This is a genomic window from bacterium, from assembly GCA_030690305.1.
In the GTDB taxonomy this organism is placed as follows: domain Bacteria; phylum Patescibacteriota; class Minisyncoccia; order Phycocordibacterales; family JAGLPS01; genus JBBUCK01.
In genome coordinates, this window is record JAUYHB010000020.1 from 155,380 (window position 1) to 169,749 (window position 14,370).

9 protein-coding genes and 3 rRNA genes are annotated in these 14,370 nt (G+C 44.8%); 11 read left to right on the forward strand and 1 reads right to left on the reverse strand.

The genetic code is table 11. The features are described 5' to 3' along the window. The first annotated feature begins 32 nt into the window (after nucleotides 1-32). The 7 genes from rplL (at nucleotide 33) to rodA (ending at nucleotide 8,763) form a co-directional block, all read left to right on the forward strand. Complete coding sequence (gene rplL / locus Q8O71_02600) at nucleotides 33-410, forward strand: 50S ribosomal protein L7/L12 (GenBank protein ID MDP2705264.1); 378 nt, start codon at nucleotides 33-35, stop codon at nucleotides 408-410. A gap of 153 nt (nucleotides 411-563) precedes the next feature. Further along, nucleotides 564-1,181 (forward strand): hypothetical protein, encoded by a 618-nt coding sequence (locus Q8O71_02605; protein ID MDP2705265.1) that lies wholly within the window; start codon nucleotides 564-566, stop codon nucleotides 1,179-1,181. A gap of 134 nt (nucleotides 1,182-1,315) precedes the next feature. Continuing rightward, a complete protein-coding gene (locus tag Q8O71_02610; protein ID MDP2705266.1) occupies nucleotides 1,316-2,008 on the forward strand; it encodes a hypothetical protein in 693 nt (230 codons plus the stop codon). Nucleotides 2,009-2,396: 388 nt separating this feature from the next. Then, nucleotides 2,397-5,744: ribosomal RNA gene (locus Q8O71_02615) — 23S ribosomal RNA — on the forward strand. An 86-nt stretch (nucleotides 5,745-5,830) separates the two neighbouring features. Further along, a 5S ribosomal RNA gene (gene rrf / locus Q8O71_02620) occupies nucleotides 5,831-5,938 on the forward strand. A gap of 197 nt (nucleotides 5,939-6,135) precedes the next feature. After that, nucleotides 6,136-7,572 (forward strand): VWA domain-containing protein, encoded by a 1,437-nt coding sequence (locus tag Q8O71_02625; GenBank protein MDP2705267.1) that lies wholly within the window; start codon nucleotides 6,136-6,138, stop codon nucleotides 7,570-7,572. Between the two features lie 57 nt (nucleotides 7,573-7,629). Continuing rightward, complete coding sequence (rodA, locus tag Q8O71_02630; GenBank protein ID MDP2705268.1) at nucleotides 7,630-8,763, forward strand: rod shape-determining protein RodA; 1,134 nt, start codon at nucleotides 7,630-7,632, stop codon at nucleotides 8,761-8,763. Here the strand turns inward: rodA and Q8O71_02635 are convergent. Continuing rightward, nucleotides 8,760-9,911 carry a glycosyltransferase family 4 protein gene (locus Q8O71_02635; protein ID MDP2705269.1) on the reverse strand — a complete coding sequence of 384 codons (1,152 nt, stop codon included), beginning with the start codon at nucleotides 9,909-9,911 and terminating at the stop codon, nucleotides 8,760-8,762. The genes rodA and Q8O71_02635 overlap by 4 nt on opposite strands. 125 nt (nucleotides 9,912-10,036) lie before the next feature. Between Q8O71_02635 and Q8O71_02640 the strand changes: the two genes are divergently transcribed. From Q8O71_02640 to Q8O71_02655, 4 genes are all read left to right on the forward strand, one after another. After that, nucleotides 10,037-11,386 (forward strand): exopolysaccharide biosynthesis polyprenyl glycosylphosphotransferase, encoded by a 1,350-nt coding sequence (locus Q8O71_02640; protein ID MDP2705270.1) that lies wholly within the window; start codon nucleotides 10,037-10,039, stop codon nucleotides 11,384-11,386. Nucleotides 11,387-11,427: 41 nt separating this feature from the next. Beyond that, nucleotides 11,428-12,756, forward strand: coding sequence for a protein translocase subunit SecD (gene secD, locus Q8O71_02645; GenBank protein ID MDP2705271.1), 1,329 nt, complete (start codon nucleotides 11,428-11,430; stop codon nucleotides 12,754-12,756). A gap of 3 nt (nucleotides 12,757-12,759) precedes the next feature. Further along, on the forward strand, nucleotides 12,760-13,662 hold the full coding sequence (gene secF / locus Q8O71_02650; protein MDP2705272.1) for a protein translocase subunit SecF: 903 nt from the start codon (nucleotides 12,760-12,762) through the stop codon (nucleotides 13,660-13,662). 262 nt (nucleotides 13,663-13,924) lie between these two features. After that, nucleotides 13,925-14,370 (forward strand): 16S ribosomal RNA (locus Q8O71_02655); the annotation flags it as partial.

A 14,370-nucleotide genomic window follows, 5' to 3' on the forward strand; every position in this document is an offset into this window, starting at 1 on the left:
GTATGGAAGAAACAAAAACAGAATCTGCGGTAATGGAAACTCCGACAAAATTCAAAACCATTGTCGATGCTATAGAAAAAATGTCGGTCCTTGACCTCAATGAGCTTGTTAAATTTCTCGAGAAGAAATTCGGTGTTTCCGCTGCGGCTGTAGCCGTTGCGGCGCCGGGCGCAGGGGGAGGTGCCGCCACTGAAGAAAAGAGCATTTTCACGGTTCACCTCGCTGACAGCGGTGCCCAGAAAATTGCCGTCATTAAGGTGGTTAAGGAAGTGCTCGGACTCGGACTTAAAGAAGCAAAAGACCTTGTTGACAGTGCTCCCGCAGTACTTAAGGAAGGAATGAAAAAAGAAGAAGCGGAAGAAGTGAAAAAGAAAATCGAAGCGGCGGGCGGAAAAGTGGAATTAAAATAAAACACCGGACTTTACCGCTCTGTCTGTTAAGCAAAAAAGCCCCATTCGGGGCTTTTTTGCCATCTCCCTTTACACGGATGCCCTTTTGATTTCGTCTTGTTTTGGCCCTTTGTGCCCATGTTATAATCCGCGCATAAAAGGCAATTGAACCATATGCGCATACTCGAAAGATTGTTTGAAGATGTACCGAAAATCAGGATGATGAGGTTGTTTCTGTTTAATCCCGATCTGGCGTTCGGACTCGAAGATATTACACGGCGTCTCAACATTACGACCCGTGAAGCGAAAAAACAACTTGCCGTATTTTCCAAAGCCGGGGTTGTCCGAAGAAAAGAGTTTTTCAAGGAAGATGCCGCACATTCCCCAAAGCGGCGCAAAGGAAAGGTGCACGGATGGACGCTTAATAAGTCATTCCCATACGTTGCGTCCCTCCAAACTTTTCTTATCGACCTGACTCCCTTTAAGCGGAGCGATATCGTCCGAAAAATCAGTCGTGCGGGAAGAATAAAGCTTGTGGTTCTCTCGGGGGTATTCTTGAATGAATGGGAAAGCAGGGTAGATTTGCTTGTGGTGGGAGATCATCTAAAGAAAAGGATTATTGAGTCACTGATAAAAAATATTGAATCGGAAATCGGCCGGGAACTTAAATATGCGATTTTTGAGACCCAGGACTTCAACTACCGTCTCGGTATGTATGACAGACTTGTCCGTGACATTACCGATTATCCTCACGAAACCCTCCTTGATAAAGTCGGCTTCGAGAAGAATTAGCCGGTTTTAGTTATCCACAGCCTTTGGAAAGGTGCCCTCGGGCGTTTTTTTGCGAATGGTATGATACAAACGTACCTTTTAGGTTAGTTTTAATATTTAGTAGCTTTATATAAGCGGAATATTCCGCTCTGCGTATGACAACAAATATATGGGGTGACGTCATTTTACAGTCATTCCAAAATTTATGGACAGGAATAATTGAATTTATTCCTCAGATTGTCGTGGCTCTCATCATCCTTATTTTCGGATGGGTGATAGGCGCACTTCTGGGAAGAGTCGTAACCCAGCTTCTTCGGTCAATTCGCATAGATGAAGCACTCAGCAAAACAGGTTTGTCGGGAGTGCTCCAGAAAGGAGGGATGGAGTTGAATTCGGCAGGTTTTGTCGGAGGCTTGGTTGAATGGTTCATCATCATCGTTTTTCTCGTAGCTTCATTTGACGTGTTGGGCCTCAAACAGGTAAATATTTTCCTGCAAGAAGTGGTGTTAATCTATCTTCCAAAAGTTATCGTTGCCGTTCTCATCCTGCTTGTTGCCGCGGTTATCGCCGATATTATAAAGCGTGTGGTCTCGGCTTCGGCTAAAACGGCCGGTATTCACGCCGCTAATCTTACGGGAACTATCGCAAAATGGTCCGTATGGGTCTTCGCTATTTTTGCCGCTATGGTTCAGCTGGAGATTGCAGGGTCCCTCATTAACACTCTCTTTACCGGGTTTGTGGTTGCTTTCTCTCTTGCCTTAGGCCTTGCCTTCGGTCTTGGGGGACAGGAAGCCGCGGCTCGGTTTATTGACGAAATCAAGCGCGAGGTGTCCGATAACAAGGGTTAAAAATCATCAAAAAACAGGTATTTCCAAAGAAACCCCCTCCGCCTAAAGCGGAGGGGGTTTCCGTTTTACGGGGGCGTTTAAACAGTTGTTGACAAAAAGGGCAGGAAGATTATACTGGTAAGCATTCTCAATGAGTAAAAACTTCAATCTATTCTTCAAGCGGAAACGATAACGGGCGTAATACCCTGTTGTTAAAAAAATCCGCTTTAAGAAGCGGATTTTTTACTCTCTGAGATGTACGTTGAAAAATGCTTCCTTTATTGGGGTCTTTCTAGAAAGGAAGATGCGTTGCAGAGATGTAACGTACCATAAGCAGGTTAAATTAAATAAATTGTAAGTTGTTAGTTGATTGTAGAGAGCAGGGTAACACGTTGTGGTTATTAGATTTCCTAATGGGAAATTTAAGGGCGTATGGTGGATGCCTTGGCTCCAAAAGGCGATGAAGGACGCGGCTTGACTGCGATATGCTTCGGGGAGGTGTCTAGCAACCTTCGATCCGAAGATCTCCGAATGGGGAAACCCTTCTGCCCATGAGGCAGAAACTTTACCACTTTAGGTAAGGTGCGTACCCAGGGAAGCAAAACATTCTAGTACCTGGAGGAAAAGAAACCAATATCCGCGCAAGCGGGTTGCATTTCCTTAGTAGCGGCGAGCGAAAAGGGAAGAGCCTAAACCGAGCTTCACTCTCACTGCATTTTTTGTGCAGTGTGAGTGACGCTCGGGGTTGTAAGATGACGTATCTACGTTTACCGTAGGAAGAGTCAAAAAATATTCTGTTAGCCGAATCCGCTGGAAAGCGGAACCCTAGAGGGTAATGGTCCCGTAGGCGAAAACAGTGTATCTCTTTAATGTCATTCTTGAGTACCTCAAGACACGAGTAGCTTTGAGGGAATCCGCCGGAACTAACCGGTAAGGCTAAATACTTTTGGAGACCGATAGTGAACTAGTACCGTGAGGGAAAGGTGAAAATTAGCCCGGTAAGGGCAGTGAAATAGAACTGAAACCATATGCTTACAAGGAGTTACGGCGGTCTTGTACCGTTGTAGCGTGCCTATTGAAGAATGAGCCAACGAGTTTGTGTATGCTGCATGGCTAAGGGGTAACCCCCGGAGCCGTAGGGAAACCGAGTGTGAATAGCGCGATTTAGTAGCATATACAAGACCCGAAGCCAGGTGAGCTTGTCATGAGCAGGGTGAATGTCTCCGAAAGGAGACAAGAGGCCCGAACCGGTAAGTCGTTCAACACTTTCGGATGACTTGTGATAAGCGGCGAAAAACCAATCGAACCTGGTAATAGCTGGTTCTCTCCGAAATAGTTATTGGACTAGCGTCGAGTGTACCTTTAAGGGGTAGAGCGCTGGAAGGTTTCGACAGGGAGCAATCTCGCGAAACCTATCAAACTTCGAATACTTAAAGTAAATTACTCGGCAGTAAGACGACGGGGGCTAAGCTTCGTTCGTCAAAAGGGAAACAGCCCAGATCTTCAGTTAAGGTCCCAAAATCTACGCTCAGTGCATCTCAAGGCGGTGAAATTTCTCTGACAATGAGGAGGTTGGCTTAGAAGCAGCCACCCTTTAAAGATAGCGTAACAGCTCACTCATCAAGAGATTTCGCACCGAAAATAATCGGGGCTTAAGCGTAGTACCGAAACTAAGGATGTATTTTACCTTCGGGTAAGATACGTGGTAGGAGAGTTTTCGCATCTGCTGTGAAGGCAAAGAGGTGACTCATGCTGGAGCGTTGCGAAGTAAGAATGTTGGCACAAGTAACCGCAATGCAGGTTAGACCCCTGCACGCCGTAAGACTAAGGTTTCCTTGGCGATGTCAATCAGCCAAGGGTTAGTCGGTCCTAAGGCAATGGCGAAAGCCGCAGCCGATGGGAACATGGTTAATATTCCATGACTTTTTTGCGTTGCGATGGAGGGACGAAGTTGAGTATACGAGGCGCACAATTGGATGTGACGTCGTCATCGTCAGGAAGCTCTTTTGGCAAATCCGGAGAGCGGGGCGTAAGCCCGATTCCAAGCGATGGGGAAATTCTTTAAGCAATTAAGGGAGATCTCGTAAAGCCAGTTTCCAAGAAAAGCTTCTAAGCATAAACGCAAAGGATCCGTACCGCACAACCGACACAGGTAGTCGGGTCGAGTAGACCAAGGCGAACGAGTGAAAAATCCCCAAGGAACTAGGCAAAAAAGCAGTCGTAACCTCGGGATAAGACTTGCCTTTCGCAAGAAAGGCCGCAGCTAAAGTATCTCTGGGAACTGTTTACCAAAAACACAGCTCCCTGCGAACTCGCAAGAGGATGTATAGGGGGTGACACTTGACCAATGCCAGAAGGTCAACCATTGGCGTTCCAGTCCGCAAGGATTGGGGTGACCGATGTAAGCCCTGGTGAATGTCGGCCGTAACTATAACGGTCCTAAGGTAGCGAAGTTCCTTGTCAGGTAAGTTCTGACGCGCACGAATAGTGCAATCACTGGAGAACTGTCTCGGGGATCCACTCGGTGAAAATACAATACCGGTGAAGATGCCGGTTACCTGCAGTTAGACGAAAAGACCCCATGGAGCTTTACTGCATCTTGATATTGAGAATACGTCTTGCCTGCGTAGCATAGGTGGGAGAGATTGAAGCAATGCTTTCGGGTGTTGCAGACTCGTCAGTGAAATACCACTCTGATGAGATGTATTTTCTAACCTCCGCGGCAAAAACGCGAAGGAACAGTATCTAGTGGGCAGTTTTGGTGGGGCGCTATCCTCCCAAAGAGTAACGGAGGAGCCTACAAAGGTTCTCTAGGCGCGAATGGAAACCGTGCCGATAGTGTAATGGCATAAGAGAGCTTAACTGCGAGGCGTACATGCCGAGCAGACGCGAAAGCGGAGCATAGTGAACCGATGGATCGCGTTAGACGCGGCCAGAGATTAACGGATAAAAGCTACCCTGGGGATAACAGGCTAGTTCCGCCTAAGAGTCCACATCGACGGCGGAGTTCGGCACCTTAACACATTGGGGTGCTATGTCAGTAATGACATATAGCCAATCTTATTATTCGAGTGTAGGAGCTTGGTGAATAAGATACAATCGTGGCTTATAACGGTGAACTCCTTTTAAATATAAAAATATTTTTAAGGACAACACCGTGGGAAGTCTTCTTTGACTTGGCTTGGATTTTTTCAAGATATGTTTAAAGAATGACCCCGTAGAGACTTGTCCCGAGTTAAACGAAGGACAGAGTTTTCGCTTTGGAAGCGAAAGCTAACACGCCACCGCCTTTTACACAGTTTAGGACTTGTCCTGAGCTTGTCGAAGGATGAAGATATAGTCCATACCGCCAGTAATGGCGGAGAAGTATACGATGTCGGCTCACCTTATCCTGGGGCTGGAGAAGGTCCCAAGGGTTTGGCTGTTCGCCAATTAAAAAGGTACGTGAGCTGGGTTCAAACCGTCGCGAGACAGGTTGGTCTCCTATCTACTGCAGGCGTTGATTCTTGAGAAGATTTGTTCCTAGTACGAGAGGACCGGAATGAACTGACCTCTGGTGTATCTGCTGTTCTGCCAAGGGCAACGCAGAGTAGCTAAGTCGGGTATGGATAACCTCTGAAAGCATCTAAGAGGGAAGCCAACTTCAAGATAAGGAATCGTTATAGACCCGTGAGAGATGATCACGTTGATAGGCTCTAGGTGTACGTCCCGTAAGGGGCTTAGCCAAGGAGTACTAATGAGTCAATCCTATTAGGGAACCTTATAACCACACGTGTTATTCTGCTCTCTGCAATCAAATTCAGTATTTAATTAAAACCCGCACATTCATATCGAATGTTTAGTTCTGGTGACTTGTCGCAAGGGTCACACCTGTTCTCATTCCGAACACAGAAGTTAAGCCTTGCAGAGGCGATGATACTCTTTCGAGGGGAAAGTAGCTCGTCGCCAGAACTAAGCGTTTGATGAAACAAAAACACTTCGGGAAAACCGAGGTTTTTTGTTTTAGCCCAACCTCTTCCGTTTGAGTGAGAATTTACTTTTCAAAAATCTTGCGGAGCCTGATGAAGGTGAGCAGAGAAAAATTCAGTAGAATTTTATCGTGTTTTTGAAAAGTAAATTCGAACGGTTTTTTTGTTATAATAATTCCAATGGACTCAAATTCCCTTTCTTCAACACCGGCTCCCAAACCCTCCGTTCCCTCAAATGAATGGGCGCGTCAGAAAAAAACAGCGTACGTCATAATCATATGTGCCGTTCTCTTTCTCCTTGCGTTTGTTCCGGTTGCTTTTTTATACTTTGAAACCCCAACGTGTTTTGACGGAAAGAAAAACGGAACCGAGATGGGAACCGACTGTGGCGGAAAGTGTGCCATTTTATGTGCTGCCGAGGTCTTGGAACCGATTATTCTTTGGGAACGGACATTCAAGGTTACGGAAGGAGTGTATAGTGCCGTTGCGTATGTTGAAAACCCGAATATCTCAGCATTGGTTTCCCGCGTCCATTATGTTTTTAAATTATATGACGCGAACAACGAACTGATTGCTGAACGCCCCGGTGTGACGTTTATTCCCGCAAAAAAAACCTTCGGCATTTTTGAAGGAGCGGTCTCCGTTGGGGAAGCGGTTCCAACTCGTGTTACATTTGAGTTCTCAAGCAGGCTTGTCTGGGAAAAAGAAATTACTCCGGAGCCGCCTCTGTCTGTCTCTAACATTGTTTTGTCAAAAACCGACACGAAGCCCCGCATCGACGCGCAACTGTCAAACGATTCGATACGTCCAGTTTCAAATGTCGAAGCGGTGGCCATTATTTTTGACAGTGACGGGATCGCCATTGGTGCGTCACGGACTTTCATCGACTATTTGGAAAAAGCCCAAACGGCAAATATAACGTTCACATGGCCGGAACCCTTTGACACAGGTCTCGGGTTCTGTAATGTTCCGGTGGATACGATGCTTGTTATTGACCGATCGGGAAGCATGGATGACGATGGCCTTTCTCCCCCTGAACCTCTCACCTCGGTTAAATCCGCGGCCGAATCTTTTGTTGAACGTTTGCAGGACAGAGACCAAGTAGGCCTTGTTTCTTTTGCCACCTCGGCTTCCCGCCCAGCCGACTCGTTTCTCACTCACGATTTTGAGGCGCTTAAAGGAATTATCGGCTCTGTTTTTATTCGTTCCGACTCGGTCCAAAACACGAATATAAAAGATGGGATGGAAGAGGCGTACAAAGAATTGACCTCCGCCCACACTCAGGCAGATTCCTCAAAAATCATAGTAGTTCTCACGGATGGCATCGCGACTCATCCGCAGAATCCTCGTAATGCCGCTGACGAAACCTACCCGGAAACGGAGGCTCTGAAAACAGCCCAAAAAGCGAAAGACAAGGGGATACAGATTTTCGCCATCGGTCTTGGGAATAACGTGAACCAGGCATTTCTTCAAAAACTTGCATCGCAGTCCGACCAATATTTTTTCGCTCCTGACCGCAACGCTGTTGAAGGAATTTACAAAAGAATTGCAACTGCCTTGTGCCGAAAGGGTCCGACCGTCATCACAATCATCCCTCGTGTTTTCGGAGACGAGTAGAGGTTTCGGCCCTTTGTTGCCTTTAGAAACTCAAGCACGGTATACTACGCCCATACTATGAAAGGGTTTTTCTCCCACCTTCTCAATATCGACTGGTTTCTCTTTTCCTCTTCTTTTGCCATTGCGGTTATGGGTCTTATTACCATGAACTCGTTTGTGGGGGAGAGCTATTTCTTTGAAAAACAAATATTCTGGCTTGTTCTTTCCGTCTGTGTTTTCTACGCACTCAGTTTTATTGATTTCAGATTTTTGCGGCGAACCGAAGTGGTTGTACCCGTGTATCTTTCCATCATCACCATTCTTATCCTCGTACTTTTTTTAGGCGCAACGGTGAAAGGCGCCCAGAGCTGGTTTGACTTCGGAAATTTTTCTTTTCAGCCTTCCGACCCTGCGAAGCTGGCGCTCATCCTCATTCTTTCAAAATATTTCAGCCGCCGGCATGTGGAAATCGCGCATATCAGACATATTCTTGTGTCAGGATTTTACGCACTCGTTTTATTTCTGCTTGTTTTTTTCCAGCCTGATTTTGGTTCAAGCATCATCATATTTTTTTTGTGGTTAGGTATGGTGCTTGTGTCGGGAATTTCCAAGCAGCACCTTCTTATTGTCTTGCTGCTTGGCTTGACCGTTTTTTCCATACTTTGGTTTTATGTCTTTGAGAATTATCAGAAACAACGAATTCTCACTTTCATACACCCTCTTACCGATATCCAAGGTGCCGGGTATAACGCGTACCAATCAACGATTGCTGTCGGTTCGGGAGAATTATGGGGAAAGGGTATCGGATATGGTACCCAATCAAAATTGCAGTTTCTGCCCGAGTACGAAACGGACTTTATTTTTGCCGCGTTTGCCGAAGAATGGGGCTTTATAGGGACGCTTTTGCTTTTTTCTTTATATGCTCTTTTGTTTGGGCGTATTATCGTGAATGCCGTTCATGGCGCGACAAACTTTGAAACACTCTTTGGTTTTGGCGTTGCCATTCTCTTTATGAGTCATTTTATTATCCATATCGGAATGAATATAGGACTTCTGCCGGTAACGGGGGTTACGGTCCCTTTTATGAGTTATGGTGGCAGTCATCTTCTTACCGAATATGCATCTCTCGGCATTCTCATGGGGATGAGGCGTTATCGAAGTACCATCCATAAAGAGGCGATGCAGAACGAATTGCTTGGGGTGGGGGGCTAGGACAGATATAGTGAAACGGTTTTTCCTACCATGGTTTCGAAAGAAAACTCTTCTTGTACGTGTTTTTGTATAGCTGTACCCAAATTCCTTCGCTTTTCTTCATCCGATAATAAGGTCTCCAGAGCATTTTTTAATGCCTCATTGTCTCTGGGCTTTACGGCAATACCGAAGTTTTCATTGGGAATGATGTCGGAGATTGCACCAACATCTGTTGCAATCAAAGGCAGGCCGGCAAGTCCCGCTTCAAGAAGTGTATAGGGAAGTCCTTCCTTAAGGGAAGGAAGGACGAAAATATCAAACGCTTTGAGGTATTTGTATGCATTTTCTTTAAAGCCCAGCATTTTGTAACCGTAATAAAGAGAATTGCCTAATATTTTTTCTGCCCTGTCTACAATGTGTGTTTTTTGTTCACCGTCTCCTATAATTGCGAGAACCAATTTTTCTTTTTGCAAATCTTCGGTTGCTTTTATAAGTTGTAGATAATTTTTATTTGGGGTTAGTTCACCTATAGAACCGATTGTAAGAGCATCTTGAGGGATGGTGAGTTCTTGTCGCGCTTTTTCACGGGATAAAAATTCAAGAGTTTTAATACCATTTTTCACAAGCACGACTTTTCCTGAAATAAAGGGCATACGGATCGCATCTTTCCGTTCCTGCTCCCCGATAACGATTACATGCGTGGACAATAGAGCAGATAACCAACTTAGCTTCCACAGGATAACACGAACAATAAAAGACCGGCTCTCATTAAAAGGCCATCCGTGAACGGTAAAAATTATTTTTTTTACCCCCGTCAATCGTGCCGCAAGCGCACCAACTCCTCCCGCCTTTGAGCTATTGAGATGAATAACGTCGGGTTTCTCCTTTTTAATTATTGTGACAAGTTCAAAAAAGGCTTTGATTTCATGGATGAGAGAAATGTCTCTCAAAAAGTTTTTTATAAAAACAATTTTTATTCCCGCATCCTCGAGGCGGTTTTTTAAAAGTCCGCCTTCCGCATTTTTTTCTCCGGAACCTCCTAATGCTACACAGACCTCAAATCTGTCTTTGGGGAGGGAAGTAGCCAAGTCATATACGTATTTTTGCGCACCACCCCAATTACTTTTGGTTACTACATATAAAATCTTCTTTTTTTGAATGGTTTCCATTGTGAGTTACTCTAAGAATTTTTCCAATTAAATCAAGACATCCCTTAATTTAAACTCTATTATAGCGCCTTTTCTTTAGGCGTTTTTTGGTATAGTATACGTAGCGTTTTCCAATATTTCCCCGTATGAACTGGAACAGCAGAAAAGAAACAATACGCCTTTTTGTGGGAGACATAGCCCTTTTTCTCTTTTCCTTGTGGCTTATGCTTCTTTTCCGTTACGGAAATTTTCCGGACGGGGAACTTTTAATTGAACACCTTCTTCCTTTCTCCATACTTTTTATTGTTTGGATTCTTGTGTTTTTCATCGCCGGCTTGTATGAAAAACATACCCTTATCTTAAGAAACAAGCTCCCGACGGTTATTCTCAACACGCAAGCGGCCAATATTATTATTGCCGTTTTGTTCTTCTATTTCATACCGTATTTTGGCATTACCCCGAAAACGAACCTGTTCATTTATCTGTCCATTTCATTCTGGCTTATTTTTCTTTGGAGGCTCTACGGTTATTCGCTTTTTAATACTTCAAGAGAGAAACAAAATGCCGTTCTCATCGGAAGTGGGGACGAAATGAAAGAACTCAAACAGGAGGTCAATAACAACACCATGTATGACCTGCGTTTTATTTCTTCAATCGACCTTGACCAGATTGACAGTCTTGATTTCCAGGAAGACGTTCTGAATCTCGTGTATTCGGAAAATGTTTCGGTAATTGCCATTGACCTGCAAAATGAAAAAGTGGCGCCGATTTTACCGAGTTTGTACAATCTCATTTTTTCCAAAATCAAATTTATTGACATGCACAGAATCTATGAAGATATTTTCGACAGAGTACCACTCTCTCTTCTCAAATACAGTTGGTTTTTGGAAAATGTTTCTCTTTCGCCTCACGCCACATATGACGTACTCAAGCGCATTATGGACCTTGTGGTAAGCGTTATTGTGGGTGGGCTCTCTCTGCTTTTATACCCGTTTATTTTCATTGCGATAAAACTTGAAGATAACGGACCCGTTTTTTTTGTTCAAGAAAGAGCGGGGAAGAATAACGGCGTCATAAAGATAGTTAAGTTCAGAAGCATGAAAGCGCATCAGGAAAAAGATGGTATGGCGAAAAAAGAAAAAGTAACCCGCGTCGGAAATTTCCTTCGCAAGACCCGTCTCGACGAATTTCCCCAATTGTGGAACGTATTTGTCGGAGATCTCTCCATCATCGGGCCGCGCCCTGAAATCCCCGCCCTCGTAAAATTATACGAACAAGAAATTCCTTACTACAATATCCGTCACCTTATCAAACCCGGTCTTTCCGGTTGGGCGCAGTTGTATCAAGAAACTCCTCCGAAATTTACCGTGGGGTATGGCGAAACAAAAACAAAACTTTCTTATGATTTGTATTACATCAAAAACCGCTCCTTTATTCTTGATATAAAAATAGGGCTCAAAACATTAAGCCGGCTTCTATCCAAAAGCGGGGTGTAAATATTGATTTTTGTTTTAGGAACGAATAGTATATATCCACAATGTTACGTACCAGAATTTTTGCGGCACTCATCCTTATTCTTGGCCTTGCCTTGGGTTTTCTTATCTATTCGACCGAACAACCCAACGGTCGTTTTGCGTTCACCTTGGGACTTGATCTTAACGGGGGAACCCGTCTTGTCTATGATGCCGATACCGCCTCGCTTGACGGGGGAGACACTGCCGATTCTTTATCCGTACTTAAAGAAGTTATCGAACGTCGCGTCAATCTTTTCGGTGTATCCGAACCGCTTGTCCAGGTTGAGCGGTCGGTTGATGGCGGTACAAACCGCCTTGTGGTGGAACTTCCCGGAATTACCGATGTCAATAAAGCGGTTGCGCTTATCGGTCAAACACCCCTTCTTGAATTCCGTCTGCTTGCGGACAATCTTCCGCAATCGGAAGAAGAAATTGCCAAATTGCCTGTTGATGAAATTTTTATTCCTACCGGTCTTACCGGAAAATACCTGAAACGGGCGCAGATTATTTTTAATAACGACCAGGCGGGCGTTCCCGGCGAATCGGCGGTTCTCATTGAATTTAACGATGAAGGAAAAAAACTATTTGCCACGATTACGCGTGAACACGTCGGAAAAACCCTTGCCATTTTCCTTGACGGTTCTCCCATTTCTACGCCGGTTATCAGAGAAGAAATTTCCGATGGGGTAGCGCAGGTTTCCGGAAGTTTTACTCCCACGCAAGCCCGCGACCTTGTCCGCAACCTGAATTACGGAGCATTGCCGGTTCCGATTGAACTTATATCAACGCAAAAGGTGGGTGCCTCACTGGGAGAAAATGCTGTGCAAAAAGACATTGAAGCGGGTTTTGTTTCTTTTGCCGTTATCTCACTGTTTCTGTTGGCGTGGTACCGTCTCCCGGGTCTTTTGGCTGTAGTTGCCCTGGCTATCTACACCGCCATCATGCTCATGCTTTTCAAACTGATTCCCGTAACGTTGACCGCTGCGGGCATTGCAGGTTTCATTTTATCCATTGGAGTGGCGGTTGACGCAAACATTCTCATATTTGAGCGAATGAAGGAGGAATTTAAAAAGGGCAGTAATAGTGTCGACGGCGTCATTAGAGAAGGTTTCTCCCGCGCGTGGACTTCAATTCGTGACTCAAACCTCTCAAGTCTTATTACCGCCGTTATTCTTTATTGGTTTAGCAATACTTCAATCGTTAAAGGTTTTGCGCTTATCCTCGGCATTGGAGTTCTTGTTAGCATGTTTACCGCCATTACCATTACTAGAACATTTCTATTGGCGTTGAGTCACAAAAAACGTGAGGGTGTTATGAGATTTTTATTCAGTACCGGGCTCAGTACCAAATAACATATGTTTATAGTCAAAAACAGAAAATTCTTTTATATCTTTTCGGGGCTCCTCTCGCTGTTATCGATTGTAGTAATTTTTATGTACGGTCTTAATTTGGGGATTGATTTTAAAGGTGGCTCGCTTCTTGAACTCGATTTCCCCAATGGACGTCCCGACATTACCACTATAAAGGAAGAAGTGGCCGCAATCATCACAAACGAGCCGTCAATAATACCTTCGGGCGAGAGCGGCTATTTCATCAGAATGAGAAGCCTGAGTGAGCCCGAACATCAGGCTGTTTTGGAAGCGATTTCCGGGAACGATAAAATTCAAGTGGAGGAAATTCAGTTTAATTCCATAGGCCCGGTTCTTGGTAATGAATCGGCGCGCAATTCTCTTGTTTCCATCGTTCTTGTTATTGTAGCCATACTCTCCTACATTGCATTCGCTTTCAGAAAAGTTTCCGAACCGGTTTCTTCATGGAAATACGGAATTATCGCCATCATTTCTCTTATACACAACATATTATTACCGACAGGCATTTTTGTCGTACTCGGGCATTTCAATCCTACCGTTGAAATCGATACGTTATTTGTGACAGCACTGCTTGTGGTGCTCGGTTTTTCGGTACACGACAACATTGTCGTATTTGACAGAGTGCGAGAGAATCTCAAATATAATAAAAAATCTTCCTTTGAAGAAACCGTGGGGGACAGTATCAACCAGACTCTTGCTCGTTCCATCAACACCTCGCTCACCACTATATTTGCCCTGGTCGTTCTCTATTTTGTTGGCGGTGAAGCAACAAGAAATTTTACGCTTGCCCTTCTCATAGGTATTACCGCCGGTACCTATTCGTCCATTTGTCTTGGCAGTCCGCTGCTTGTAACGGCGGAGCGTCTGCAAGGCCCAAAAAAGAGATAACAAAAAAAACCTTTAAATAAGGCTTTTTTACTGTTTTGAAACAGGGTTGACTTATTATACGCCCTGTATATAATGACTTCTACGTCTGCGAAAGCAGACTTTGTACTTTGATATACGATTGAGAACACGTGCAAGTTATATATAACAACGTGTTTATTTCTTTAAATTTGTGATTCAAGAGCTAGGAACGAAAAAGGAGCATAACATTTTCTGTTTTGTTCCGTTTTAATCCGTTTTCCGCCATTGGCGAGAAAACGCGATTCTTACTAAGAGTTTGATCCTAGCTCAGGATGAACGCTGGCGGCGTGGATAAGGCATGCAAGTCAAGGGGCCCGCAAGGGCACCGGCAGACGAGGTAGTAACACGTGGGTACATACCCCAGAGTCGAGTATAGCTCGTCGAAAGACGGGGTAATCCTCGATAGTCTCTTACGAGTAAAGTCGCAAGACGCTTTGGGAATGGCCCGCGGGATATCAGCTAGTTGGTAGGGTAATGGCCTACCAAGGCTATGACGTCTAGGGGAGCTGAGAGGCTGACCCCCACCGATGGAACTGCGACACGGTCCATACTCCTACGGGAGGCTGCAGACGAGAATATTCCGCAATGGACGAAAGTCTGACGGAGCGACGCCGCGTGATCGATGAAGTGCTTCGGTACGTAAAGATCTTTTATCGGGGACGAAGTTTATTGACGGTACCCGATGAATAA